20 protein-coding genes are annotated in these 25,985 nt (G+C 72.9%); 15 read left to right on the top strand and 5 right to left on the bottom strand.

The window, feature by feature from the left end; genetic code table 11:
* The first annotated feature begins 181 nt into the window (after positions 1-181).
* From IG86_RS38555 to IG86_RS0109645, 6 genes are all read left to right on the top strand, one after another.
* Positions 182-2,155, top strand: a complete 1,974-nt coding sequence (locus tag IG86_RS38555; protein ID WP_051785071.1) for a serine/threonine-protein kinase — start codon at positions 182-184, stop codon at positions 2,153-2,155.
* A 78-nt stretch (positions 2,156-2,233) separates the two neighbouring features.
* Positions 2,234-4,831 carry a protein kinase gene (locus IG86_RS0109665; protein WP_030896273.1) on the top strand — a complete coding sequence of 866 codons (2,598 nt, stop codon included), beginning with the start codon at positions 2,234-2,236 and terminating at the stop codon, positions 4,829-4,831.
* A 125-nt stretch (positions 4,832-4,956) separates the two neighbouring features.
* Complete coding sequence (locus IG86_RS0109660; protein WP_030896270.1) at positions 4,957-6,600, top strand: serine/threonine-protein kinase; 1,644 nt, start codon at positions 4,957-4,959, stop codon at positions 6,598-6,600.
* A gap of 103 nt (positions 6,601-6,703) precedes the next feature.
* Positions 6,704-8,335, top strand: coding sequence for a succinic semialdehyde dehydrogenase (locus IG86_RS0109655; RefSeq protein WP_030822614.1), 1,632 nt, complete (start codon positions 6,704-6,706; stop codon positions 8,333-8,335).
* Positions 8,336-8,345: 10 nt separating this feature from the next.
* Positions 8,346-10,166: a GMC oxidoreductase gene (locus tag IG86_RS0109650; RefSeq protein ID WP_030896267.1), complete on the top strand. Its 1,821-nt coding sequence runs from the start codon at positions 8,346-8,348 to the stop codon at positions 10,164-10,166.
* Positions 10,167-10,332: 166 nt separating this feature from the next.
* A complete protein-coding gene (locus tag IG86_RS0109645) occupies positions 10,333-11,967 on the top strand; it encodes an LPXTG cell wall anchor domain-containing protein (protein ID WP_157854801.1) in 1,635 nt (544 codons plus the stop codon).
* 258 nt (positions 11,968-12,225) lie between these two features.
* On the opposite strand, the gene IG86_RS0109640 is transcribed toward IG86_RS0109645, so the two are convergent.
* Positions 12,226-12,486 (bottom strand): chorismate mutase, encoded by a 261-nt coding sequence (locus IG86_RS0109640; RefSeq protein WP_030896263.1) that lies wholly within the window; start codon positions 12,484-12,486, stop codon positions 12,226-12,228.
* A gap of 292 nt (positions 12,487-12,778) precedes the next feature.
* On the opposite strand from IG86_RS0109640, the gene guaA reads away from it, so the two are divergent.
* The 4 genes from guaA to IG86_RS0109620 all read left to right on the top strand — a co-directional run bounded on the left by guaA (position 12,779) and on the right by IG86_RS0109620 (position 17,152).
* Positions 12,779-14,365, top strand: coding sequence for a glutamine-hydrolyzing GMP synthase (guaA, locus tag IG86_RS0109635; RefSeq protein WP_030822625.1), 1,587 nt, complete (start codon positions 12,779-12,781; stop codon positions 14,363-14,365).
* Positions 14,366-14,494: 129 nt separating this feature from the next.
* On the top strand, positions 14,495-15,265 hold the full coding sequence (locus IG86_RS0109630; RefSeq protein ID WP_030896261.1) for a class II aldolase/adducin family protein: 771 nt from the start codon (positions 14,495-14,497) through the stop codon (positions 15,263-15,265).
* A gap of 102 nt (positions 15,266-15,367) precedes the next feature.
* Entirely contained in the window at positions 15,368-16,624 is a 1,257-nt protein-coding gene (locus IG86_RS0109625) for a hypothetical protein (protein WP_030896258.1), read from the top strand.
* Positions 16,625-16,642: 18 nt separating this feature from the next.
* Complete coding sequence (locus IG86_RS0109620) at positions 16,643-17,152, top strand: DoxX family membrane protein (RefSeq protein WP_030822633.1); 510 nt, start codon at positions 16,643-16,645, stop codon at positions 17,150-17,152.
* On the opposite strand, the gene IG86_RS0109615 is transcribed toward IG86_RS0109620, so the two are convergent.
* Both IG86_RS0109615 and IG86_RS0109610 read right to left on the bottom strand, forming a co-directional pair.
* Entirely contained in the window at positions 17,098-17,322 is a 225-nt protein-coding gene (locus IG86_RS0109615; RefSeq protein WP_030822636.1) for a hypothetical protein, read from the bottom strand. The two genes, IG86_RS0109620 and IG86_RS0109615, sit on opposite strands and share 55 nt — an antisense overlap.
* On the bottom strand, positions 17,309-18,652 hold the full coding sequence (locus IG86_RS0109610; RefSeq protein ID WP_030822639.1) for a PspC domain-containing protein: 1,344 nt from the start codon (positions 18,650-18,652) through the stop codon (positions 17,309-17,311). The genes IG86_RS0109615 and IG86_RS0109610 overlap by 14 nt, the downstream gene beginning before the upstream one ends.
* Positions 18,653-18,783: 131 nt before the next feature.
* Between IG86_RS0109610 and IG86_RS0109605 the strand changes: the two genes are divergently transcribed.
* From IG86_RS0109605 to IG86_RS42175, 5 genes are all read left to right on the top strand, one after another.
* Complete coding sequence (locus tag IG86_RS0109605) at positions 18,784-20,079, top strand: ATP-binding protein (RefSeq protein ID WP_030822642.1); 1,296 nt, start codon at positions 18,784-18,786, stop codon at positions 20,077-20,079.
* On the top strand, positions 20,076-20,774 hold the full coding sequence (locus IG86_RS0109600) for a LuxR C-terminal-related transcriptional regulator (RefSeq protein ID WP_030659486.1): 699 nt from the start codon (positions 20,076-20,078) through the stop codon (positions 20,772-20,774). The genes IG86_RS0109605 and IG86_RS0109600 overlap by 4 nt, the downstream gene beginning before the upstream one ends.
* Positions 20,775-20,912: 138 nt before the next feature.
* Entirely contained in the window at positions 20,913-22,016 is a 1,104-nt protein-coding gene (locus tag IG86_RS0109595; protein WP_030822645.1) for an alpha/beta hydrolase, read from the top strand.
* Between the two features lie 234 nt (positions 22,017-22,250).
* Complete coding sequence (locus IG86_RS0109590) at positions 22,251-23,561, top strand: hypothetical protein (RefSeq protein ID WP_157854800.1); 1,311 nt, start codon at positions 22,251-22,253, stop codon at positions 23,559-23,561.
* A 1-nt stretch (position 23,562) separates the two neighbouring features.
* Complete coding sequence (locus IG86_RS42175; RefSeq protein WP_051785066.1) at positions 23,563-24,252, top strand: hypothetical protein; 690 nt, start codon at positions 23,563-23,565, stop codon at positions 24,250-24,252.
* 48 nt (positions 24,253-24,300) lie between these two features.
* Here IG86_RS42175 and IG86_RS0109580 read toward each other — a convergent pair whose 3' ends face one another.
* Both IG86_RS0109580 and IG86_RS0109575 read right to left on the bottom strand, forming a co-directional pair.
* A complete protein-coding gene (locus tag IG86_RS0109580; RefSeq protein WP_030896254.1) occupies positions 24,301-25,350 on the bottom strand; it encodes a C40 family peptidase in 1,050 nt (349 codons plus the stop codon).
* 146 nt (positions 25,351-25,496) lie between these two features.
* On the bottom strand, positions 25,497-25,850 hold the full coding sequence (locus IG86_RS0109575) for a hypothetical protein (protein ID WP_030822657.1): 354 nt from the start codon (positions 25,848-25,850) through the stop codon (positions 25,497-25,499).
* Positions 25,851-25,985: the final 135 nt, after the last annotated feature.

Below are 25,985 nucleotides of genomic sequence, written 5' to 3'. Positions count from 1 at the left end.
GCCCGCGGCTGCCAAGCCGGGGCCGGGCAAGGCCGTGCCCGCGGACGAGCCCGAGGACGCGAAGCCTGCGGCTGCGACGTCGGGGTCGGGGTCGGGCAAGGACGGTGCGGCCAGGCCGGCGGCTTCGAAGACGGCCGTGGGGGCGACCGGGGGCAACCCGGTCGTCGAGAAGGCCGATGCCATGGCCGCCGCCGTGAAGGCCGCCGCCGCCAAGGCGGCCGGGGGCGGGCATGACGAAGGCCGGCTGCTGGCCGGGCGCTACCGGCTGAACTCGGTGCTCGGCAAGGGCGGCATGGGCACCGTCTGGCGGGCCCAGGACGAGACCCTGGGCCGCACCGTCGCCGTCAAGGAACTCCGCTTCAGCAGCGGCGTCGACGAGGACGAGAAGCGCCGCCTCATCACCCGCACCCTCCGCGAGGCCAAGGCCATCGCCCGGATCCGCAGCGGCGGCGCCGTCACCGTCTACGACGTCGTCGACGAGGACGCCCGCCCGTGGATCGTCATGGAGCTCATCGAGGGGCCCTCGCTCGCCGAGTTCATCCGGGAGAACGGCCCCCTCACCCCGCACCGCGCAGCCGAGGTCGGCCTCGCCGTGCTCGACGTCCTGCGCGCCGCGCACGGCCAGGGCATCCTGCACCGCGACGTCAAGCCCTCCAACGTGCTCATCGCCGGCAACGGCCGTGTCGTCCTCACCGACTTCGGCATCGCGCAGGTCGAGGGTGACCCCTCCGTCACCTCCACCGGCATGCTCGTCGGCGCCCCCTCCTACATCTCGCCCGAGCGCGCCCGCGGCCAGAAGCCCGGCCCGCCCGCCGACATGTGGTCGCTCGGCGGCCTCCTGTACGCCTCCGTCGAGGGCGTCCCCCCGTACGACAAGGGGTCCGCGCTCGCCACGCTCACCGCGGTGATGACCGAGCCGGTGGACCCGCCGAAGAACGCCGGCCCGCTCACCGAGGTCATCTACGGTCTGCTCGCCAAGGATCCGGCCCGCCGTCTCGACGAGGGACGCGCACGGGCGATGCTCACCGCCGTCCTCGCCGCGCCCGAACCGGTACCGGCCCCCGTGCCCGCCGTCGCCGAGGAGACCCGGCAGATATCGCTGGCGGACGCCCGGGAGGCCGCGGAGAAGGCCACCGCGGAGAAGGCCGCCGAGAAGGCGGCCAAGAAGGAGCGGGAGCGCCGCGAGCGGGAGCAGCGCGAACGCGCCCGCGCCGCGGTGAAGGCCGCCCGCAAGGCGCAGACGGCCGCCGCGGCCGCCGCAACGCCGGCGGTATCGGCCGCGGAGGCGCCCAAGCGCCGCCCCGCCTCCGTCGTCGCGCCGCTCACGGACGTCATGCCGCGTCGCACCATCGCGCTGGCCGTGGTCGCCGTGGTCGCCGTGCTGGCGGTCGTCGGCTCGCTGATCGCCTGGGCGGTCAGCGGTGACGACAAGGACAAGAAGAACCAGGGGAAGGGCGGCCAGGCCACCCCGGCCGCATCCGCCCCGCAGACCACGGGCGGCGCCGAACAGGGCTCCCCGAAGCCGTCGGGGAACACCGGCGAGACGGGTACGGGCGGCAGCGCCGGTACCGGTACCGGCACCGGTGCCGACGCGGGAGCCGGCGCCCAGGGCCAGGGCCAGGGTCAGGGCCAGCAGACCGCCGGCCAGGGTCAGGGCCAGGGTCAGGGCGCCACGAACGGCGGCGCGGGCGGCGCACTCCCGGCCGGATACGCGGTCGTGACGGAGCCCGGCTTCCACTTCTCGATGGCCATGCCCGAGGGGTTCAAGCGGACCGCCATCGCGGGCGACAACTCCGGCGGGATATTCAGCCGCGACGGCGGGTTCCCGCGGATCCAGGTCGACTTCACCGACAAGCCGGGCGACGACGCTGCCCTCGCCTGGACCAAGCTGGCCCCCGCCGTGGGCAGCAGCAGCAAGGGCTACCGGCTGATCCGCATAGACAAGCTGCAGTACCGGGGCTACCCGACCGTCGCGGACTGGGAGTTCGAGCGCGAACAGAGCGGGACGAGGGTCCGGGTGCTCAACCGCGGGTTCAAGATCGACGCCACGCACGGCTACGCCATCATGATCAGCTGCCCCGCCGACCAGTGGGACGGCCCCGAGTGCACCCAGATGCGCAACGTCGCCTTCGAGACCTTCCGGCCTCTCGGCTGACCCCGGGACGCAGGCGCCCCTGTCGACGTATCGTGTCAGCGGGGCCCTGGGGGGCCCGCCGCACTCGGGGGAGGCGATGTGGAGGAGTACGCGGGCCGGATCCTGGCCGGCCGCTACCGCCTGCCCCTGCCGCCGTCCGACGAGTACGAGCTGGTCGAGACCCGGGCCTTCGACACGCGCAGCGGACAGGAAGTCCTGGTACGGCAGGTGCCGTTGCCGGAAGTCGTGGACGCCGAGCTGGTCGACGGGCCCCTGGCCGTCCCGGCGGCGCGCCGCGCTCCCGCCGACCTGCCGGCCGTGCGGCGCGCGATCGAGGCGGCGCAGGCCGCGGCCTCGATTCCCGACCACCCCCGGCTGGACCAGGTCTTCGACGTGTTCGCCGAGGGCGAGTCGCTGTGGATAGTGAGCGAACTCGTCCCGGCCAGGCCGCTGGCCGCGCTGATCGCCGACGAACCCCTCACCCCGTACCGGGCGGCTGAGGTGGCGTCGGACGTGCTCACCGCGCTGCGGGTGCTGCACGCGCACGGCTGGACCCACCGGAACATCACCGTCCGCACGGTGTTGGTGTGCGAGGACGGCCGCGTCGTACTGACGGGCCTGGCGGCCGGCGCCGCGGAGGAGGCCCTCTGCGGGTACGACCCCGTCCCCCGCACCGACGACCCCGGTCCCGACGAGCGCTGGGGTGCCGGCCCCGCCCCCGCCCCGTTACCGGCTCCTCCCGTAACGGCCCCTGCGGTTCCGGCTCCTCCCGTGCCGGCCCCTGCGGTTCCGGCTCCTGTGATCACCCCGGCCGGGGGGCCCGGCGCGCCCGGCGACGGCGGGTACGCGCCGCTCGTGGCCCCCGGCTACGACACCGGGCCGCGCTACACCGATCACATCACCCCCGGCCGGCCGCAGGACGGGCCCGACCTCCAGGCCGCCGCGCGCGCCGGGGTCATCGCCGCCTACCGGGCGGGGGCGCGGGCGGCGGCCGCCCGGGTCACCGAGCAGCGCAAGGCCGAAGCCGCCGGCGGGAGCGCTGCCCCTGCCGCGATCGAGGCGGGACCGGGTTCCGGCGCCGCGACCGAGCGCAGGCCCGCGGGATCGACCCTCCCGCAGGGGTACTCCTACCCGTACGGCGGACCGGAGGCCCGGACCGGTGGCGCCTGGCACGGCGCGACCCCGCGCCGCCCGGCCCAACCGGAGCCGGAGCCGGCAACGGAGCCGGAACGCGCGTCGCTGCCCGAGCGCGAGCGCCGGCCCGGACCCGAGCCCGCGCCGAGGCCCGGGCCGGAGCCCGCGGACCAGCACCCGCCCGCCCCTACGCCGCCGGGGTGGGGCCGGGCCGACCCGCCGGCCGCGCCCGCCCTGCCCGCGCAGCTCGCGCTGCCGCAGGGCTACCGCCAGGCCGAGCCTCCGGGGCGCCCGGCGCCCGGCGGGCCTCTCCCGCTCCCGTCCCCGACCCCACAACCGACCCCGCAACCGGCCCCGCAGCGCCCCCCGTCGGCCCCCTGGACCGGGCTCGACGCCGAGCGGGCCCGGCACACGCGGATGGCCGTGGTCGGCGCGGTCACCGAGCGGTGGGCCCCCGAACAGGCCGGCCCCGTGCACGGGCACTGGCAGCTGGCCGCGCCCGTCGGGCCCGCCACCGACCTCTGGGCGCTCGGCGCGCTGCTCTACCGCGCCGTGCAGGGCCACGCCCCGTACCCCGAGGACAGCGTCGCCGAGCTCGTCGAGATGGTCTGCGCCGAGCCGCCCGCCTTCGCCGAGGAATGCGGCGCGCTGCGCCCGGTCGTGGAGTCCCTGCTGCGCCAGGACCCCACAGAGCGGCCCGACTTCGAGGAGCTGCGCGGCTGGCTGCGCTCGCTCGTACGGTCCGCTCCCGAGCCGGACGCCGGGCTCGGCGTGCTCCCGATGCCCGAGGCGGATCCGGCGCGGCTGCCCGTCGTACGCCGTCGCGGCGAGGTCCACGGGCGCCACCGCAACCCCACGGCCGCCCGCAGGCCGCGCGCGCTCGGCCGGACCCTGCTCGTCGGCATCCTGGTCCTCCTCGCCGGAGCCGTCGCGTACGCGATGCTGTTCATGCCCCGGGCCGGTGTCCCGCAGGAGCAGGACGGCCCCGGCGAGGCCACCGCGCACGCCTCCTCGCCGCCGAACCCGTCCCAGGTCCCGTCCGGTACGCCCGAGTCCAGGCCCGCGCCGCAGACGACCGGGCCCGCGGCCTCGCAGGCCGCCCCCGCGCCCGCCCCGCCCGGCTACACCACCCAGCAGGACCCGGAGCACTTCGAGATCGCCGTCCCCGAGGGCTGGGAGCGCCGCGGGATCAACGAGGCGGGCCAGGTGCGTTACACCGACGGGGCGTTCGTGCTGACGGTGGTCCCCGGCCGGGACAAGGTCGAGGGCAATCCGGACCCGGCGGCGTACCAGAAGGACAAGGAGCCGGAGCTGACGCCGTACCGGACCTCCACCTGGTCGACCGTCGGGGACGTGAAGACCACCAGGGTCGGGCAGCAACTGCGGGCCACGGGACGCTACACGTGGATCGACGGGACCGGTCGCAACGTCTTCGCCCGCAACTTCGTCGTCGCGCTGGGCGGCAGTTACCACGTCGTCCTGGTGACCGGTCCGGAGGACGAACAGACCAAGGTCACCGAAGTCTTCGAGAAGGCCACGGCGAGTTACAAGGCGGGCGGATGAGCGGATATTGACGACCGATCAGTACGGCGATTGCGTCACAGTGCCGTCTTTCGGCGCCCGGGCGGTTCCGACAGCCCCCGTGGGCTCCGTAATCTGGCCTGAAGTGCAGAGAGCGGCGGGAATTCGTGGAACAGCAGACAGGTGGGGGCGCCGTGCTGGCGGGCCGGTACAGGCTCGTCGAGCCGATCGGCCGGGGCGGTATGGGAAAGGTGTGGCGCGCGCATGACGAGCTGCTCCACCGGACCGTCGCGGTCAAGGAACTGACGGCGGGTCTGTACGTCACCCAGGCCGACCGGGACGTCATGCACGCCCGGACGCAGAAGGAGGCGCGGGCCGCGGCCCGGATCCAGCACCCGGCGGTGGTCACCGTCCACGACGTGCTGGAGCACGACGACCGGCCGTGGATCGTCATGGAGTACATCGACGGTCCCTCCCTCGCCGACGCGGCCAAGGCGGCCGGACGGATCGAGCCGCGCGAGGCGGCCCGGATCGGGCTGCACGTGCTGGGCGCGCTGCGCGCCGCACACGCGGTCGGCGTGCTGCACCGGGACGTGAAGCCGGGCAACGTGCTCCTCGCCAAGGACGGCCGGGTGCTGCTCACCGACTTCGGCATCGCCGCGATCGAGGGCGACTCGTCCATCACGCGCACCGGCGAGATCGTCGGCTCGATCGACTACCTGGCGCCCGAGCGGGTCACCGGCGGCATCCCCGACCCGTCCTCGGACCTGTGGTCGCTGGGCGCCACCCTCTACACGGCGGTCGAGGCGCGCTCGCCGTTCCGCCGTACGTCGCCCATCTCCAGCATGCAGGCCGTCGTCAACGACGAGCCGCCCGCGCTGCGCCAGGCCGGGGCGCTGGGCCCGGTGATCACCGCCCTGCTGCGCAAGGATCCGACGGAGCGGCCCTCGGCGGAGGAGGCCGAGCGGATGCTGCTGGAGGCGATGGAGGGCCGCGAGCCGAAGGCGGCGCACGCGTACGTGCCGACGCGTGCGGTCACCTCCGAGGAGCTCGCCCCGGCGCAGGAGCGGCCGGAGGAGCCGGCCCCGCACGAGGAGGTCGCGCAGACGGCGCCGCTTCCGGAGCCGGCGGTGTCAGGGACGGTGGCCGCGCCCGTGCCCGCCGACCGCGACGGCGGCTGGCTCAAGCGCGCCGCGGTGGTGGCCCTGGTGGCCGCGCTGCTCGGCGGCGGCGGTGTCTTCGGGATCCTCAAGTTCACCGGCGATTCGGGGGCGGACGGCGGCCAGGACCGGGTCACCAGCTCGACGGGCGGCCAGTCCGGCGACGAGGGCAAGCCGCAGGCGGCGGCCCCTCCGGCCGGCTACACCAAGGTCGTCGACCCGCTCGCCGGCTTCACCCTCTTCGTCCCGGAGGGCTGGACGCGCAAGGCGAACGGCGACCAGATCGACTACACCCCGGACGACGGCAAGCACTTCATCCGGATCGCCGCCGACTCCACCCCGGACTACGGGACTCCGTTGGAGCACCTGACCGACCTGGAGAAGCAGGTGGCGAAGCGGACGGACTACAGGAAGGTGCGGCTGAACCAGAACACCTTCCGGGACAGCACCCGGGCCGCGCTCTGGGACTTCACCTATACGGAGAAGCAGACCCACCCGGGTCCGCGCCGGGCCAAGGAGCAGATGTACGTCGCCCCGGACGGCACGGAGTACGCGATCTACATCTCCAGCCCGGTCGCGAGCTGGGCCACGACCGAGCAGCAGTTCGACGTCGTGCTCAGCGGCTGGGAGCCACCCGCCAAGAAGTCCTGACCGGCACCGATCAGGGCATCCTGCCAGCGATCACTGGCGGAAAAGGCAAAATCCGGTTACCGGCGGGTACCCAAAGGCTGCCGGGCGCAATACGCTCACCGGCATGACGGACTCGCAGGCCCCAGCCGCCCCCCTCCGGACCGCACCGCAGCCCACCAACCCGGTCGCCCCGGCCCCGGCCGGTGCCCGCACCGCCGCCGACGTGGTGACCCCCGACCTGGTCGCCCGGCTGACCCGCGGAGTGATCGGTTCCGGCCGCACCGCCAACCACACCCCCTTCACCGGGGACCGGCTGGCGGAGCTGCCCGAGGCCACCCCCGAGGACGTCGCCGAGGCCTTCGAACGGGCCCGCGCCGCGCAGCCCGCCTGGGCCGCCGTCCCCGTACGCAAGCGGGCTGCCGTCCTGCTCCGCTTCCACGACCTGGTCCTGGCCCGGCAGGCCGAGGTCCTCGACCTGATCCAGCTGGAGACCGGCAAGGCCCGCCTGCACGCCCACGAGGAGGTCCAGGCCGTCGCCGTGTCCGCCCGCCACTACGGCCGCAGGGCGCCCTCGTACCTGCGCCCCAAGGGCCACACGGGCGCGATGCCCACCCTCACCAAGGTGACCGAGCTGCGCCAGCCGCGCGGGGTCGTCGGCCAGATCGCCCCCTGGAACTACCCCCTCGAACTGTCCGTCGGCGACGCCCTGCCGGCCTTCGTCGCGGGCAACGCGCTCGTCATGAAGCCCGACACCGAGACCGCGCTGACCGCCCTGTGGGCACGCGACCTGCTGATCGAGGCCGGGCTGCCCGCCGAGGTCTTCCAGATCGTCCTCGGCGAGGGTCCCGTCGTCGGCCCCGAGGTGGTCCGCCACGCCGACTACGTCTCCTTCACCGGCTCCACCCGGACCGGCCGCGAGGTCGCCCGGGGCGCCGCCGACCGCCTCGTCGGGGTCTCCCTCGAACTCGGCGGCAAGAACGCCATGCTCGTCCTGCACGACGCCGACATCGAGAAGGCCGCCGCGGGCGCCGTCCGCGCCTGCTTCTCCTCCGCCGGCCAGCTGTGCATCTCCATCGAGCGGCTCTACGTCCACGCCTCGATCGCCGACGCCTTCGTCGAGCGGTTCGCCGCCCGTACCAGGGCCATGCGGCTCGGCGCCTCCCTCGCCTACGGCGCCGACATGGGATCGCTGGTCGGCGAGCGCCAGCTGGAGACCGTGACCCGGCACGTGGACGAGGCCGTCGCCAAGGGCGCCACCCTCGTCGCCGGCGGCACCGCCCGCCCCGACATCGGCCCGCTCTTCTACGAGCCCACCATCCTCGACGGCGTCGAGGCCCCCATGGCGGTGTGCGGCGAGGAGACCTTCGGCCCCGTCGTCTCCGTCTACCGCTTCACCGACGAGGAGCAGGCGATCGCGGAGGCCAACGCCACCGCCTACGGCCTCAACTCCAGCGTCTGGACCAAGGACGCCCGCCGCGGCCACTCCGTCGCCGCCCGCCTGCGCACCGGCACCGTCAACATCAACGAGGGCTACGCCCCCGCCTACGGCAGCGCCCAGGCCCCCATGGGCGGCATGAAGGACTCCGGCCTCGGCCGCCGCCACGGCTCCGAGGGCATCCTCAAGTACACCGAGGCCCAGACCGTCGCCCACCAGCGGCTGCTCCCGATGGCGCCCTCGTTGGGCATGGACGACGAGAAGTACGCGGCGTTCATGACCCGAAGCCTCCAGGTCATGAAGGCTCTCCGACTGCGCTGAGGAGGTATCCGTGTCGCACGACGACGCATCCGGCGACGACGCCTACGACTACGACGTCATCGTCATCGGGTCCGGCTTCGGAGGGGCGGTCTCGGCCCTGCGCCTCACCGAGAAGGGGTACCGGGTCGGTGTCCTGGAGGCAGGGCGCCGCTTCACCCGCGAGAGCCTGCCCAAGAACAGCTGGGACCTGCGCAACTACCTGTGGGCGCCGGCGCTCGGGCTGTACGGGATCCAGCGGATCCACGTGCTCGGCAACGTCATGGTGCTCGCGGGCGCCGGCGTGGGCGGCGGCTCGCTCAACTACGCCAACACCCTGTACGTGCCGCCGGAAGCCTTCTTCCAGGACCGGCAGTGGGCGTCCATCACCGACTGGCGCGAGGAACTCGCCCCCTACTACGACCAGGCCAAGCGGATGCTCGGGGTGCGCCTCAACCCGACCATGACGCCCTCCGACGTCCACCTGAAGGCGGCCGCCGAGAAGATGGGCGTCGGGGACTCCTTCCACATGGCCCCGGTCGGCGTGTTCTTCGGCGACGGCGAGGACGCCGCGGGCACCTGCCGGGTCCGGCCCGGCGAGGAGAGCGCCGACCCGTACTTCGGCGGCGCCGGCCCCGCCCGCAAGGCCTGCACCGAGTGCGGCGAGTGCATGACCGGCTGCCGGCACGGCGCGAAGAACACCCTGAACGAGAACTACCTGCACCTGGCCGAGCGGGCCGGCGCCGTCATCCACCCCATGACGACCGTCACCGCCCTGTCCGAGCACCCGGACGGCGGCCACCGCGTCCGCACCGTGCCCACCGACGGCCGCCGCCGCGGGAAGGCGAAGGTGCTGCGCTGCCGGTACGTGGTCGTCGCGGCGGGCACGTACGGCACGCAGACCCTGCTGCACACCATGAAGGACCGTGGTGAGCTGCCGCGCCTGTCGCAGCGGCTCGGGGAGCTGACCCGGACCAACTCCGAGGGCATCATCGGCGCCCAGACCGACGACCGCCGCTACCGCAGGCGGCGCGGCGCGGGCCCCGGCGAGGAGCAGAGGGCCGACTTCACCCGCGGCGTGGCGATCACCTCTTCGGTGCACCCCAACGCCGACACCCACATCGAGCCCGTCCGCTACGGCAAGGGCTCCAACGCCATGGGGTTCATGACCGTCCTGCAGGTCCCCCACAGCGCCCACCGGGTCCGCGGCTGGCTCGCCAGGACCGTGCGGCACCCGGTGCAGCTGGCCAGGTCGCTGTCGAACCGGCGCTGGTCGGAGCGGACCATCATCGGCCTGGTGATGCAGTCCCTGGACAACTCGCTGACCACGTACCGCAAGCCGGGCGGGATCGGGAAGGGCCTGCTCACCGCCCGCCAGGGGCACGGCGCCCCGAACCCGGTGCAGATCGCGGAGGCCACGCAGGCCGCGACCCTGCTGGCCGAGGAGATCAACGGCTTCCCGGGCAGCAACATCGGCGAGCTGATGGGGACCCCGCTGACCGCGCACTTCCTCGGCGGCTGCCCGATCGGGGCGTCCGAGGAGGAGGGCGTGGTGGACCCGTACCACCGGCTCTACGGACATCCGGGCATCTCGGTGGTCGACGGCGCGGCCGTCTCCGCGAACCTGGGGGTCAACCCGTCGCTGACGATCACCGCCCAGGCGGAGCGGGCGATGTCGTACTGGCCGAACAAGGGCGAGCGGGACCCGCGCCCCGAACAGGGCGCCGCCTACGCCCGCCTGGACGCGGTGGAACCGGTCCGGCCGGCCGTCCCCAAGGACGCGTTCGGCGCGCTGAGGCTGCCGTTCCTGGCCGTCCCCGAAATTCCCCCACGGGATCCGGAACCGGCCGGATGACGGCGGTGGGTACCGCGCTCCCCCTCCGAGCGCGGTACCCACCGCGGTACATACGTGACAGATGTTCAGCCTTGATGGTTGTACCGGAATCCGCCAAGCCGGGCTGTGGTGTCGATCACACGGTCAACGAGGCAACTGCGCGTCGCATTCGGCCGTCAACGGCAGCATGAGAAAGCGCATCTCCCTGATGGCTGCCTGCGGCGTCGCCGCCCTGGGGCTCGCCGCCACTCCCGCGCACGCCGCGGACCCCGTCTTCACCCTGGCCGGACCGGCCGAGATCGGCCTGCGCCCGCACCCCGGGCAGAACGTCGGACCGCAGAAGACCTCGGTCGAGTTCCGGCTCGTCAACGACACCGCCGCGGCCTTCGACCGCCAGAGCACCTTCACGATCGACCTCAGCGGGCTCAAGGGCATCGCCGACGTCGCGCTCGCCAAGCAGCAGGGCTCTGACTGCGCCCTCACCGAGGCGGCCGTCACCTGCAAGCGCCCCGCGCTGTGGAAGGGCGAGACCACCGTCGTGGACCTCGACCTCAGCGCCGCCAAGGACAGCAAGGCCGGCGCCACCGCGGACCTCACCGTCACCGGCAAGGCCGAAGGCGCCACCTTCAAGTCCGCCACCACCAAGGTCCGGGTCGGCGGCCCCGACCTCGTCCTGGAGCGGGCCGACCTCAAGGCGGAGCAGAAGCCGGGCGACAAGCAGCCCCTGTCGATCGTCTTCGCCAACGAGGGCACGGAGTCCGTCCAGGGCGTCGTCCTGGAGATGCGCACCACGCACGGCATCGACCTGGTCGAGCAGTACGACAACTGCTCCTACTCCGAGGACCCGAGCGAGGGCCGGCCCTGGAACACGGGCTGGAGCACGGTGCAGTGCCTCCTGGAGGGCGAGTACAAGCCGGGCACCGTCTACGGGGTCGACGGCCCGCTCACCCTCAAGGCGGCCCCGCACGCCTTCGCCGACGGCCTCACCTACGCCGTGTACGCCGCGGGCGACCAGCCGAAGGCCGGCAAGACCTCCAAGAAGCCGACCGGCGGCAAGAAGCTGGCCGTGCGCGAGCGCGCCGCCAAGGCCTCCGCGCAGTCGGTGGACCTGGACCCCTGGAACAACCTCCAGGAGTTCGACTTCAGGACGAGGAACAGCGCCGACCTCGTCGCCTGGCCCGTCGCACTCGCCGGCGGGGCGGGCGAGACGGTGAAGGCCGACTTCGGCTTCCGCAACAACGGCCCCGCCTGGGTGGCGGAACTGCGTTCCGGTCAGAGCATCGCCCGCACCGACATCGTGATCCCGGCCGGCACGAAGGTGACCAAGGTCCCGGCCGGCTGCCAGGGCGTCAACCCCGACGGCACCGCCCGCGAGCAGACGCTCGGCGCGCCGCGCTACTTCTGCTCCACCGGACACGTCGTGGGGGAGCGGGAGAAGTTCAGCTACCCGTTCGAGCTGAAGATCGAGCAGGTCGTGGCGAACGCGGCGGGCTCCGTCTCGGTCGGCCAGGGGACGCCCGAGGGCACCAAGGGCCAGCCGTGGGACCCCAACCACGCCAACGACAAGGCGTCCGTCGTGATCAGCGCGAAGGACGGCGGCGCCTCGCCGAGCCCGACCGCCACGGCCACCGCCTCGCCGACCGCCACGGCGACCTCCTCGGCCACGGCCACGGCCACCGCCACGTCCGGCGCCACGGCGAACGGCGGCCTCGCCGCCACCGGCAGCTCCGCCGGGCCGCTCGCGCTCGGCGGCGCGGTGCTCGTGGCCGCGGGCGGCGGTCTCGTCCTGGCCTTCCGCCGCAAGAGCGGCACGCACGCCTAGCGGCGGAGCACGAACGCAGCGGCCGGCCCGGGGCGTCCCCTGGGCCGGCCGTTTTCTACGGGGTGACCGGGCTGCTGTCCCCTGCCGTCCGGTCACGCGAAGGAGCGAGGTCCCACGACGCACGCACCACGAGGCGCACGTCTCATCGCTCCTGCGGAGCCACGCGTGGTGTTGCGTTCCGCGGCTGGCTGCCGCGGACACCCTCACCAACGAGGCGTTCCCGGGGCGGTCACGCGCCGGACGGGTGACGAACAGCCGTCACACCCGGCCCCGGCACAGCTCCAGCAAGGTCATCGCGAGGGCGGTGCCGGGCCTGCCGAGGGCGTCGTTCCAATGGGACAGCACCTCCATCTCGCGGGACAGGTGCACCCGGCGCCCGCCGGAGGCGATCCGGGCGTCCTGGACGACCGTCGAGACGGCCATCCGCTCCTGGATCAGCCCGATGATCCGGTCGTCGATCGCGTCGATGCGGGTACGGGACTCGGCGATCAGCTGCTCGGGGGTGGTGGTGACGCTCATGGTGTTCTCCTGTGGGTCGTGCCGTCAGGAGCGGAAACGCGGAGCGCCCCGGTCCTGTCGGACCGGGGCGCTCTGGGAAGTCAGCGGCTCAAGCGAGCATCACGATGACCCATGGCGACCGGACCGGCCGGTGCCATAGGTAAAGAGGAAGCTCAGCTGCTTGCGCACGGAAGGGATTATTGCCTCCCGTCCCCCCGCACGCCAAGCACATTCGGATGGTGAGACGAAGGGGCCCCGGCGTCCCCCGTTAGAATCGACAAAACAGCCACCTCTTCCGCCGGAAGGCCGCCCCGTGCCAGAAGCACCCTCCGCCGCCCACGACAGCGCCCCGGACACGGTTCTCGTCGTCGACTTCGGCGCCCAGTACGCCCAGCTCATCGCCCGCCGCGTCCGCGAGGCACGGGTCTACAGCGAGATCGTGCCGAGCTCGATGCCCGTCGACGAGATGCTGGCCAAGAACCCCAAGGCGATCATCCTCTCCGGCGGCCCGTCCTCCGTCTACGAGGAGGGCGCCCCGCAGCTGGACCGCGCCATCTTCGAGGCCGGGGTCCCCGTCTTCGGCATGTGCTACGGCTTCCAGCTGATGGCCGTCACCCTCGGCGGCACGGTCGACAACACCGGCGCCCGCGAGTACGGCCGCACCCCGCTGGCCGTCTCCAAGGCCGGCTCCACCCTCTTCGAGGGCACCCCGGCGAACCAGTCCGTGTGGATGTCGCACGGCGACGCCTGCTCCGCCGCCCCCGAGGGCTTCACCGTCACCGCGTCGACGAACGTCGTGCCCGTGGCGGCCTTCGAGAACGACGAGAAGAAGCTGTACGGCGTGCAGTACCACCCCGAGGTGATGCACTCCACGCACGGCCAGCAGATCCTGGAGCACTTCCTCTACCGCGGCGCCGGCCTCGCCCCCACCTGGACGACCGGCAACATCGTCGAGGAGCAGATCGCGGCCATCAAGGCGCAGGTCGGCGACAAGCGCGCCATCTGCGGCCTGTCCGGCGGCGTGGACTCCGCGGTCGCCGCGGCCCTCGTGCAGAAGGCCATCGGCTCCCAGCTGACCTGCGTCTACGTCGACCACGGCCTGATGCGCAAGGGCGAGACCGAGCAGGTCGAGAAGGACTTCGTCGCCGCCACCGGCGTGCAGCTGAAGGTCGTCGACGCGCAGGAGCGCTTCCTGAACGCCCTCGCCGGCGTCTCCGACCCGGAGACCAAGCGGAAGATCATCGGCCGCGAGTTCATCCGCGTCTTCGAGCAGGCCCAGCTGGAGATCCTCCAGGAGGACGGCCCCGCGGTCGCCTTCCTCGTGCAGGGCACCCTGTACCCGGACGTCGTCGAGTCCGGCGGCGGCACCGGCACCGCGAACATCAAGTCGCACCACAACGTCGGCGGCCTCCCCGACGACATCGAGTTCGAGCTCGTCGAGCCGCTGCGCCAGCTGTTCAAGGACGAGGTCCGCATGGTCGGCCAGGAACTCGGCCTGCCCGACGAGATCGTCCAGCGCCAGCCCTTCCCCGGCCCCGGCCTCGGCATCCGCATCGTCGGCGAGGTCACCAAGGAGCGCCTGGACCTGCTGCGCGAGGCCGACGCCATCGCCCGCCACGAGCTCACCGCGGCCGGCCTGGACCGCGAGATCTGGCAGTGCCCGGTCGTCCTGCTCGCGGACGTCCGCAGCGTCGGCGTCCAGGGCGACGGCCGCACCTACGGCCACCCGATCGTGCTGCGCCCCGTCTCCTCCGAGGACGCGATGACCGCGGACTGGACGCGCATGCCCTACGAGGTGCTCGCCCGGATCTCCACCCGCATCACCAACGAGGTGCCGGAGGTCAACCGTGTGGTCCTGGACTGCACGAGCAAGCCCCCGGGCACCATCGAGTGGGAGTAGTCCCCACCCGCCGTGCGTGACGAGCCGCCGCTCCCCTCCGGGGCGGCGGCTCCGCCGTTTCTCTGGCCACTTGGCAGGGGCGCCGGTACCTTGCGCCGCGAGCCGAGCCGAGCCGTCGAAGGAGCGCCCATGCCGGACCAGCCCGTACCCGTGCCCGTGGAACGGCTGCGCTTCGAGATGCCGCCCGCGCACACGGACCCGGCCGAGGAGCGGGCGCACCGCAAGGAGCGGCTCGCGGGCGCGCTGCGGCTGTTCGCCCGCCTCGGGTACGAGGACGGGGTCGCCGGGCACGTCACCGCGCGGGACCCGGAGTACGACGACTGCTACTGGGTGAACCCCTTCGGCCGGGCCTTCGCCCCGCTCGGCCCCGAGGACCTGCTGCTCGTCGACGGGGACGGGCGGGTGGTCCGGGGGGAGCGGCGCGTCAACCAACTGGCCTTCGCCGTGCACGCGGCCGTGCACCGGGCCCGCCCCGACGCGGTGGCGGTCGTCCGCGCACAGGCCCCGTACGGCAGGGCCCTCGCCGCCCTCGGCGAGCTGCTCGCCCCGGTCACCCACGAGGCCTGCGCCTTCTACGAGGACCACGCGCTCCTCGACGAGTACGCCGGCGCGGAGGACGGCGCGCGCATCGCCCGGGCGCTCGGCCCGTACAAGGCGCTCATCCTGCGCAATCACGGGCTGTTGACGGTCGGCGGCTCGGTGGACGCGGCCGCCTGGTGGTTCGTCGCCGCGGAACGGGCGGCGCAGGTCCAGCTGATCGCACGGGCCGCCGGGAAACCGGTGCTCATCGACCACCACGGCGCCCTGGCCACCCGCGAGCGGTTCGGCGGGGACCTGGCCGCCTGGGTGAGCTACCAGCCGCTGTGGCAGACCGTCGCGGACATGGCGTCAACATCATGAACCGTTAATCACCTGCTCTGACATCGTGCGCAATCCGGAGCACTGCCCCAGTGGTGCACAATTCGCTGGCATTGCCCCGTAGTTCAGAGAGGCGGCACGTACGTGGCTGTCCAAGAGATGTCCCGCGGCACCCATACCACTGCCTGCGCCTGCGAAGAGTGCGCACGGGAAGGGCACCGTCGAGCGGTCGCCGCGTTCCTGGAGAAGCGCGACGAGTTCGCCGCCGGGCAGGGCGTGCCGGCCGCCGTCGCCCACTCCCTCGGCGCCTCCCGCCAGTGGGTCTCCGACGAGCTGACCCTGTCGGCCCGTACCGTCGCCGACCGGGGCCGGGAAGCCGGCAACTCCTGGCTGTACGTGTTCTCCTGGCGGGCCGTCCTCGCCGTGTGGATCGCCGCCGGCGTCCTGCTCCTGGTCCAGGTCGCCGCCGCGCTCGGCACCGGCTGGTCCACCGCGCGCACCGCCGGACTCCTCGCGGCCCTGCTGCTCGCCGGGCTGCTGACGGTCGCCGCCAGAGCCCAGTCGGTGCGCGGCGGACTGCTGGCCCCGCTGGTCGGCGAGGACAACCGGCTGTCCACCTCGAAGGCGGTGCCCACCGCCTGGGTGGTGCTGACGTCCTTCGCCACGCTGCTGCTCGCGCTGCGGCTGGCCGCCTCGGCCCCCGGCCCGGAGCGGCGGGCGCTGTACGCGGGCCTCGCCCTGGACCGGGCGCTGCCACTGCTGTCCGTGGTCGTGCTGACCTCCGCGGTGGCGGTGCTGGTGCGCCGGGTGGTCTCCGTACGGATCATGAGCCAGCGGCTGCAGAAGCTGCCGGCCGACCGGCCGCGCGGAGCGGACCTGCTGACGGACGACGCGGGCCGCGGGAGCTTCCCCGACGCGCAGTACGTGCTCGTCTCCACCGTCGTACTGGCCTACGCGGCGGCCTCGCTCGCCCGCTTCCCCGGCCGGCTGCCGCAGCTGCCCTGGGCGCTGGCCCTGCTGGTGGCCCTGTCGGCGGCGGTTTACCTGGCGGCGAAGTACGCGGAGGGCAGCCGCCCGCTGGTGCTGTCGGTGGTGCGCAGACGCGAGCCCGGGGACCTGGACGCCGCCGTCCGCCCCGGGGACGACATCGAGATCCGGGGCGTGGGCTTCGTGCCGCCCGGCGCGCAGACCCCGGAGATGCTCGCCCGGCTGGTCGTACGGATCGGGGCGGTCCACGTGCACGTGCCGCTGGTCCCGGTGCCGGGCGGGTTCACCAACCCCTCCGACGCGGTGCTGACGGTGCCGGTCCCGGCGGAAGTGGAACCCGGGCGCACCGAGATCCAGGTGGTCACGGCCGCCGGAGTGGAATCCAACCGCTGCACCATCGACGTGGCCGAGTGATCGGGGTAGACATGACGCGTGACCAGAACCGAAGCACCTCCCCGGACCGACGTACCGCGCGGGCTGCGTGAACAGGCTGCCCGGTACCACCTGCTGCCCCTGCGCCTGTTCCTCGGCGTGACCTTCGTCTACGCGGGTCTGGACAAGCTCTTCGACCCCGTGTTCCTCTCCGCCTCCGGCGACGGCTCCATCGGCGACCTGATGCGCGGGGTGCGCGACACCTCCGCGATCCCCGCCCTCGTGGACCTCTCTCTGGAAGCGCCCGTCGGCTTCGCCGTGTTCCTCGCCGTCGCAGAGGTCCTGGTGGGCCTCGGCACCCTGGTCGGGCTGCTGTCGCGGACCGCGGCCGTCGGCGGGGCGCTGATCTCGCTGAGCCTGTGGCTCACGGTGTCGTGGGCGGTGAGCCCGTACTACTACGGCAACGACCTGATCTACCTGATGGCCTGGACCCCGCTGATCCTCGCCGGCGCGCCCTACCTGTCGCTGGACTCGGAGATCCGGTCGCGCCGGTCCCGGCGCACCGCGTAGGTCACCAGCCCCACCAGCGCGGCCAGTGTCAGCCCGCCCGCGGTCATCGGGATGACCGCGTACCACGGCATGTCGGCCTCACCGGTGGTCTCGACCAGGTAGAGCACGCCCGCCAGCAGCAGGACCAGGCCCGCGATCAGCCGTCCCGGCTGGAACTCATGACGCCGCACGGGCCACCTCCACCTGTCCGATTCCCGCATTGAGGTCCAGCTCGATCGTCCCGCCGGTCTCGGTGCCGGCGGGCGGCGCGAGGGTCGCCGTCCGGTTCTGCCGCCCCGGCCCGGCCCGCTCGATGCGGCCCGCGTAGTCGCCGGGCAGCTGGATGTCGCCGAGGCGCCGGACGGTGACGTCCGCCTCGGCGGTGACCTCCCGGGGCAGGAGGACCTTGAGCCGGCCCGCGTCGACGGAGGCGCTGACGGACACGCTGGTGCCCTTCGGCACGTCCAGGCGGCTCAGGTCCAAGGTCGCCAGCCCGGTGCCCGCCTCGTACACGGGCCGTACGTCGGCCACGGCGGCCGGACGCCACTCGACCTCCTGCCAGTCGGTGCCGATCTCGCGCGGCAGCGCCGCCGCGCCCGCGAGCAGGCCCGCGGTGATCACGGCCAGCACGACGGTGCCGAAGCCGGTGCGCCCCAGCAGGGAGCTGACCGCGAGGCCGAGGCCGAAGACGATCAGCGCGGCGGCGAGCCCGGTCTGCAGGGCCTCGCCCAGCGGGCTGCCCTCCCAGTCGGCCGCGGTACCGACGGCCCCGGCCAGCAGCGCCAGCACGAACACCCGGCCGCCGATGCCGCCGCGCCCCCGGACCCGGGCGGCGGCGGGCCGCCGTACGGCCGCGTCCGCGGCGCCGGCCGCGTCGGGCTCCGCCGGGCCGGCGGCGTCGTCGGGCCCCCACAGGTATCCGGTCGCGCCGACGGGGCCGGTGGTGCCGTCCTTGACCAGCGGGTCCCGCCACCAGGAAGGGGCGCCCGGGGCGGGCGGCGCCTTCGTCTCGGGCGGGGCCGCCGGCCCGTGCGCGGCGCGGGGCGCGGCCCCGCCCGGGGCGGGTGCCTCCGTCTCGGGCGGGGCCGCCTGCCGCCGCCGCTGCGACCAGTACGAGGCACCGCCGAGCGCCAGGACCACCAGCACCGAGAAGACCGCCAGGGCGCCGTTGTCCAGCATCGACAGGAACAGCGCACAGCCCACCAGGGCGGCGAACACCGCCGCCAGCGTCGCCCCTTCGACCCGGCCCGTCAGCAGCTTCTTCGCCTCGCTGTCCTCCTCGCCCTCCTGCGGGAGCAGCAGCCACGCGAAGCCGTAGAAGATCAGGCCGACGCCGCCGGTGACCGCGAGGACGCCCAGGACGATCCGGAACACCACCGGGTCCAGGTCGAAGTACCGGCCCAGACCGCCGCACACGCCCGCGAGGACCTTGTCGCGCTTGCTGCGGCGCAGGGACGGCCGGGCTTCGGCTCCCCGGGGCGCCCCGGGTGCCTGCGGCGGGGCATCGTGTACTTCGGTCATGCGTCCATGGTGACGGGCGGCGCGGCTGCCGGGAATCCGGCCCTACCCTGGCGCAACCCTGAAATCTCCCGGGCAGAAGTGGGGGGATGCCCTGATGCCGGGCCGCGGCCCGCCATGTGACCCTTGGTGACATGCCCGTAGCCGCCGCCTCCCGCCCACCGCACGCCCCGGACGCCGACGACCCGCCGCAGCGCAAGCTCTACCGGAGCGCCGACGGCCGGATGCTGGGCGGTGTCGCGCGCGGACTGGCCGGGCACCTCGGGCTGCCCGTGGGCTGGGTCCGGCTGGCGTTCCTCCTGCTGTTCATGTGGGGCGACGGACTGGGCGTGCTGCTCTACGCCGCGTTCTGGGTGTTCGTACCGCTCGGCGTGGGCGGCCGCGCGGGGCACCGCTCCTTCTTCGAGTCCCTCCCCGACGGCACCCGCCGGCTGCGCAAACCGGACCGCGGGCAGATCACCGCGCTGATCGCCCTGTTCATCGGCGCGGGCATCTTCATCTCCAAGGTCCAGCTGGGCGGCGAGTCCGGGCGCTACGTATGGCCGACGCTGCTGGTCGGGGCCGGGGTGGTCCTCGTATGGCGGCAGGCCGACAACGCCCGCCGCGCCCACTGGACCACAGCCGCCGGCCGGCACGGGCGCCTCTTCCAGGCCGCCCGCGCGCTCGCCGGGGTCGCCCTGGTCGGTGTGGGCCTCACCGTCTTCATCGTCGTACGGGGCTCCGCCGCGCAGCTCGGCAACGTCCTCACCGCCACCCTCGCCGTCCTCGTCGGCGTGGCCCTGCTCGCCGGCCCCTGGCTGATCCGGATGACCCAGGACCTCTCCGAGGAACGGCTGATGCGCATCCGCGCCCAGGAACGCGCCGAGGTCGCCGCCCACGTGCACGACTCGGTGCTGCACACCCTCACCCTGATCCAGCGCAACGCGGAGGACGTGGGCGAGGTGCGCCGCCTCGCACGGGCCCAGGAACGCGAGCTGCGCAACTGGCTGTACAAGCCCGAGGGCACCGGCAAGGACGAGGCCGAGGAGCCCGCCACCCTGGCGGAGGCCGTGAAGAAGACCGCGGCCGAGGTCGAGGACCACCACGGCGTGCCCATCGAGGTCGTCGTCGTCGGCGACTGCCCGCTCGACGAGAAGCTGGGCGCACAGGTCCAGGCCGCACGCGAGGCGATGGTCAATGCCGCCAAGTACGGTGGCGAGGGCGGGCCGGTGCAGGTGTACGCCGAGGTGGAGGGCCAGACGGTGTTCGTGTCCGTACGGGACCGGGGGCCGGGCTTCGACATCGACGCGGTACCCGACGACCGCATGGGCGTACGAGAATCGATCATCGGCCGGATGCAGCGCAACGGCGGGACCGCACGACTGCGGTCCGCGCCCGACGGCGGCACGGAAGTCGAGCTGGAGATGGAGAGGGCGGCGAACGCGGCATGACCGAGGACGAGAAGAACGCAGGCGTGGGGGAGACCAGGCGCGTCCGGGTGGTGCTCGTCGACGACCACAGGATGTTCCGCACCGGGGTGCAGGCCGAGATCGGCGAGACCGACCGGACCGGCGTGGAGGTCGTCGGTGAGGCCGCCGACGTCGACCAGGCCGTCACCGTCATCACGGCCACCCGGCCCGAGGTGGTCCTCCTCGACGTGCACCTGCCCGGCGGCGGCGGCGTCGAGGTGCTGCGGCGCTGCGCCCCGCTGATGGCGGCCGCCGAGAACCCGGTGCGGTTCCTCGCGCTGTCGGTGTCGGACGCGGCCGAGGACGTCATCGGCGTCATCCGGGGCGGCGCGCGCGGGTACGTCACCAAGACCATCACCGGCACCGACCTGGTGGACTCCGTCTTCCGCGTGCAGGACGGGGACGCGGTGTTCTCGCCGCGCCTGGCCGGCTTCGTGCTCGACGCGTTCGCCTCGACCGACGCGCCGCCGGTGGACGAGGACCTGGACCGGCTCACGCAGCGCGAGCGCGAGGTGCTCCGGCTGATCGCGCGCGGGTACGCGTACAAGGAGATCGCCAAGCAGCTCTTCATCTCGGTGAAGACGGTGGAGTCGCACGTCTCGGCGGTGCTGCGCAAGCTCCAGCTCTCCAACCGGCACGAGCTGACCCGCTGGGCGACGGCCCGACGACTGGTGTGACGCGTGGGGCCCGCGTGATGTCGGACACCTGACGTCCGAGGGCTGCCCCGCACCGTGTGCCGTTGACCTGCGGTGTGACCGAAACCGCAGGTCGACCGGGCAACCGGGGACCGGCGTGCCGCCCTCTACGGTGGCGTGATGAGCCTGACCGGGACACCTTTCTTCGCCACGGTGATCGCGCTGACCGCGATCGCCGTCATCCTGCCCCTGGCCGTGTGGAGCAAGGTGCGCGGCCCCGCCGTCGTACGTACCGCCCTGCGCTTCCTGATGGTGGTGTTCGCACAGGTCACAGCCGTCGCCGTGGTGTTCGTCGCCGTCAACAGGGCCGAGCACTTCTACAACTCGTGGGACGACCTGCTCGGCACCGGCAAGTACGTCACGGCGGCCCCCGACCTCGGTCCGGACGGGCTCGGCGGAAAGAAGGTCGAAGAGGCTCCGAAGGTCAAGCAGGCCTTCCAGCCCGTCGAGGGGCTGGGCGGGCGGGTCCAGAAGACCGAGCTGGACGGCAAGATCTCCGGGGTCAAGGGCGACGTCCTGGTGTGGCTGCCGCCGCAGTACGACGACCCCGCCTACAAGGACAAGAAGTTCCCGGTCGTCGAGCTGATCCCGGGCATACCGGGGACGGGCAAGTCCTGGTTCCAGGGGCTCAAGGCGCACGAGGTGCTGGAGCCGCTGATGAAGAGCGGCAAGGTGCAGCCGTTCATCCTCGTCTCGCCGCGCGCCATGCTGGTGGGCAACGGCGACACCGGCTGCGCCAACCTTCCCGGCAAGGTCAACGCCGACAGCTGGTTCAGCGTCGACGTCCGCAAGATGGTCGTGGACAACTTCCGTGCCTCCGACGAGGCCCGCACCTGGGGCGTGGCCGGGTACTCGGCCGGCGCCTACTGCGCCGCCAAGCTGGCCATCTCCCACCCCGACCGCTACAGCGCGGCCGTTTCCCTGTCCGGCTACAACGACCCCGGCCAGGAACCCACCTCGCTCGTCGCACAGGACCCGCAGACGCGGACCGCCCACAACCTGAAGAACATCCTCAAGGCGCAGCCGGCCCCACCGGCCGTGTCGCTGTGGCTGTCGGGCGCGGAGCAGGACGGCTACCTGTCGGGCATGGACCTCAAGGGGATCGCTCAGAAGCCCACCGTCGTCCATGCCGAGAAGGTCGTCGGCGGACACAACCTCGAATCGTGGTCCAAGCAGCTGCCGCAGACCTTCGGCTGGCTGAGCGGCGTGGTCAAGGCCCCCTAGGGCCGGGGCGACCGGCTTCCTTCCGGCTCCTCCCGGTGTTCGTTTCCCCGACCGGCCCCGTCCCGACTGGCCGGGTCGGGGCCGGTCGGGGAAAATGGAAGGGAGAGCGGTGCCCTTTGGGGACGTGAAGCACTGGGAGCATGAGGCCTTCGGGCGCGCTGTCCCGGCCCCTCTCCCACCCTCCAGCTCCAGGCCCGTCCACGAGCGCCCGGCGGTCCCACTCCCGTTCATGCGGTGGCCGTGATCCGGCTGCCAGGACGGAGAGCCATGTTGGTCACAACGTTCGTCGTTCTGGTCCTGCTCCTCATCGCGTTCGTGGCGTGGCGCAAACGTGTGGCGGAGAGGCGGAACAGGAACCGCCCCGGGTTCGAACTCGAGGAAGCCCCTCCGACGTTCCAGGTCGTGGCGCTGGGCTTGCAGGGCTCGGGCAAGACGCTGCTGCTGGCGAGCATGTACCACCGGCTCAAGTCCCCGGCAGGCCAGAGCTATTTCCTCAAGGCCTCGCCGGATGACGTGCTGCACCTCAATCAGTGGTTCAGCCAGATGGCGGACACGTCTGGGGAAGCCGGCTGGCCGCCGGGAACGGCGAAGGGGGAGACGCGGCACTTCACGTTCACGGTGAAGACCCAGATCGCCAGTGGTGTCCGGCCCCGGCCCATGTTCCATCTGAAGTACCTGGAGTACGCGGGGGAACTGCTGACGGAGCCGCAGGCGCCCGGATCGACGGTGCAGGAAGGGTTGTTCGACGAGATCCGGCGCGCTGACGCGTTGATCGGAATCATCGACGGCAACCACATCCGCCAGCACCTGGACGGTGCCCCCCAGGGGCAGGTCCGTCTCGAGCAGACCCTCAACGCCCTGGTGCCGATCATGCTCGAGGCGGAATGTCCCGTCAGCTTCGTCATCACCAAGTGGGACCTGCTCGCTGACGTGCACCCCGACGAGAGGGTCCGCCTGGAACTCGTACAGGACCTGTTGACCTCGAACGACCACTTCCGGTCGCTGGTGAAGATCCACGGCAGCTCCCGGGTCGTCCGTCTCATCCCCGTCAGCGCGGTGGGCCCCGGATTCGCGACCGTCGACTCCACCGGGAGGGTCGTCAAAGTGCCCGAGGGCAAGGTGCATCCCACCCGCGTGGACGTTCCGTTGTCGGCTGTCGTTCCCGACCTGTTCGCCCAGGTGGAGGGCCGGCTCGACGAGGACGCCCGGATGGCCTTCCACGCCGAGGTACACCGACGCAACCAACTGACGCCGTTGGAGGCGGTCGCCTCCCTGGTCACCTTCGCCGGCCGGACCGCAGGCAGGGCCATGGTCGCCGCATTCGGTCCTTCGGCGGCCGTACTGACGGGGAACGCCGTGATGAGCATGCTCCTCGACTCCATGGGCGGGGGGCGCGGGGAGCCACGAGGGCATCTGGACGAGGACCTGAGCCAGGCCGAGCGGGACCATCAGCAGTTCCGCGACGCGCGGCGCCAGGTCATCGAAGACATGCGCCGGAAAGTAGCGGTCCTGGAAGACCAGTTGCCGCACTCCAGGCTGTCCTGACATGGACGGCCCCTCACACGGCGGGTCCGCCTGGCCGTTCCTCGTCGCTCGCGGACGCTACCGCGGCTACCGGACGCTGCTCGCCCCCGACTTCCTCCTCGCCGACGGCGATTACGGGGTCCTCGACGATTTCGTGAAGCCGGGCACAGTCGCGGAGCAGGTGCAGGTCGTGCCGGTGGTCACCAGGTCGGGACGCCCCCTGACGGTCGTGCACACGACGCACCAGGTCACTGCGGCCGACATCGAGCAGGCACCACGGGACGAGTTCGGCCGCCCCCTCCAGTTGATGTACGGATTCGTCTGCGACGAAGGCCAGGTCGGCGCACCGGATCCGGCCGATCTGGACGCCTGTCGCGAGACGGCGATCGCCGTCTACCGACGATTCCTCGGTGACGAGGAGGGCTTCACGGTCGAGGCCGGGCGGCAGTTTCCGCTGAGATCAGCCGCCACCCCGCGCACGGTGGTGGAGCGGCCGCCGCCCAAGGGCACGTCGGTGGCCTCCGCACCGAGCCGGACGGGCTGCCTGATCCGCGTCGCGATCCTGGTGCTGATCGGGGTTCTGCTCTACGCGCTGGCGACACAGTGCCCACCCGAGCAGAAGGACGCCGATCCGGACTGCGTGCCGGTCCATGTCTTCGAGCTCTGTCACCCCTACGTGGATGCCCCGCCCTACGGAAATACCCCTGGGTAGCGCTCCGACGGCGGCCCAGGCGGGCTGCGCCCGGCGGGCCCGCGCGGGCTATGCCGGGCGGGAGGCGCCGGCCCAGGGCATCGAGTCGATCGGCGCCAGCCGGACCGTCGATCCCGGGCGCGGGGCGTGGACCATCTGGCCGTTGCCGACGTACAGGCCGACGTGCGTGATCCCGGAGTAGAAGAACACCAGGTCACCGGGGGCCAGCTGGTCGCGGGACACCCGCCGGCCGGCGTTGATCTGGGTGTAGGTGGTGCGGGGCAGCGAGACCCCGGCCGAGCGCCAGGCCGCCTGGGTCAGCCCCGAGCAGTCGAAGGAGCCGGGCCCCGTCGCGCCCCACACGTAGGGCTTGCCGATCGATCCGTACGCGAAGGCCACGGCGCGGGCCGCACGGGAGCCGTCGGCGGGCGGCGGGGGCGCGGGGGCGGCCGGGCCGGCGGGAGCCGCAGAGGCGGCGCCGGGCGCCTGGGCCTCGTAGGCGGCCCGTTCCTCGGCGGTGAGCTTGGCCAGCAGCCGTTTGGCGGCGGCGAGCTTCTCCTCGGCCTCGGCCTTGTGGGCGGCGAGTTCGTCCTGCCGGGTGCGCAGGTCGGCGAGCCGTCCCGACGCCTGCTCGCGCAGCTTGGACACCTCGTCCAGCTTGCGGCGCACGGTGGTGATCCCGGCGGCGTTGCGCTCCCCGGCGCGCGAGATGAAGGAGGCCTGGGCGAGGTACTCCTGCGGGTCCTCCGCCAGGGCGAGCTGTACGGCGGTGCCCAGGGAGCCGCTGCGGTACTGGGAGGCGGCGAGCGTCCCGAGCGCGCTGCGGGCGCTGTTGAGCTGCTCGGCCTTGCGGGCGGCCTCGTCGCGCAGCCCGGTCAGGGCCCGTTCGGCGTCGTCGGCCTGCTCCTTCGCCCCGTTGTACCGCTCGGTCGCCGCCTCGGCCTCCTCGTAGAGCCGGTCCACCTCCGTCTTGATCTGGGCGGGGGTGGGCCGGGGGTCGGCCTGGGAGGTGCCTTCGAAGGCGGTGGCGGTGGCAGCGCCCGCGAGGGCGATGGTGGCGGCGGTCCGTACCGAGCCGCCGGAGAGCGGGCGCTGCCTGGGCTTTCGATGACTGGCCACGAGGGCCTCACGTCCTTCCTCTGCCGGTGCTGCTTGGAGGAGGACGCTAGACCCGGAGGTCACGGGCGGATGACGCGATGATCGCAAGTGCCCTGATGCGACCGGAGCTGGCCGCGCAGGACCGGAGTGGATCGTTCCGGGGCGGGTCAGTGCCAGAGAAGGGCGATGAAGATGTTGATCACGGTCAGGCCGCCGACGGCGGCGAACATCGCCTTGTCCACCTGCTCCTCGTCGCGCTTGACGTAGACGAGGGCGAGGATCACGAAGAGGAGGGCGAGCTTCACGCCGACCTTGACGTTGTTGACGGGGCTGCCGTCCATCTCGTTGAAGCCGACGAGGAGCACGCCGGTGACGAGCATGGTGAGCGCGCCGTGCAGCATGGCGGGCGTGAAGCGGGCGGTGCCCGCGCTCATCGCCTTCATCTGGGTCAGGAAGCCGCCGAGCAGGGCCGCGATCCCGATGATGTGCAGGCCGACGAAGACACTGATGAGTACGTCCATGGCAGTCGAGCGTACGGGGGCGGATGATCAGCCCGGGCAGCGGGTCGGCCCGTCGACGGCGGCTCCCGATGGAGGCCCGATGGCGGCCGGTGGCGGCCCGATGGCGGCCCGTATGTCCGTACGAGGTCTGCGTAC

The organism is Streptomyces virginiae (genome assembly GCF_000720455.1).
Taxonomy (GTDB): domain Bacteria; phylum Actinomycetota; class Actinomycetes; order Streptomycetales; family Streptomycetaceae; genus Streptomyces; species Streptomyces virginiae.
This window is presented reverse-complemented; position numbering and strand designations above follow the sequence as displayed.

Coding starts and splice junctions, on each gene's coding strand:
- IG86_RS38555 (WP_051785071.1), top strand. CDS start 182: ATGGCCGCCGCCGTGAAGGCCGCCGCCGCCAAGGCGGCCGGGGGCGGG.
- IG86_RS0109655 (WP_030822614.1), top strand. CDS start 6,704: ATGACGGACTCGCAGGCCCCAGCCGCCCCCCTCCGGACCGCACCGCAG.
- IG86_RS0109645 (WP_157854801.1), top strand. CDS start 10,333: ATGAGAAAGCGCATCTCCCTGATGGCTGCCTGCGGCGTCGCCGCCCTG.
- IG86_RS0109640 (WP_030896263.1), bottom strand. CDS start 12,486: ATGAGCGTCACCACCACCCCCGAGCAGCTGATCGCCGAGTCCCGTACC.
- IG86_RS0109630 (WP_030896261.1), top strand. CDS start 14,495: ATGCCGGACCAGCCCGTACCCGTGCCCGTGGAACGGCTGCGCTTCGAG.
- IG86_RS0109610 (WP_030822639.1), bottom strand. CDS start 18,652: ATGACCGAAGTACACGATGCCCCGCCGCAGGCACCCGGGGCGCCCCGG.
- IG86_RS0109605 (WP_030822642.1), top strand. CDS start 18,784: ATGCCCGTAGCCGCCGCCTCCCGCCCACCGCACGCCCCGGACGCCGAC.
- IG86_RS0109600 (WP_030659486.1), top strand. CDS start 20,076: ATGACCGAGGACGAGAAGAACGCAGGCGTGGGGGAGACCAGGCGCGTC.
- IG86_RS0109595 (WP_030822645.1), top strand. CDS start 20,913: ATGAGCCTGACCGGGACACCTTTCTTCGCCACGGTGATCGCGCTGACC.
- IG86_RS42175 (WP_051785066.1), top strand. CDS start 23,563: ATGGACGGCCCCTCACACGGCGGGTCCGCCTGGCCGTTCCTCGTCGCT.
- IG86_RS0109575 (WP_030822657.1), bottom strand. CDS start 25,850: ATGGACGTACTCATCAGTGTCTTCGTCGGCCTGCACATCATCGGGATC.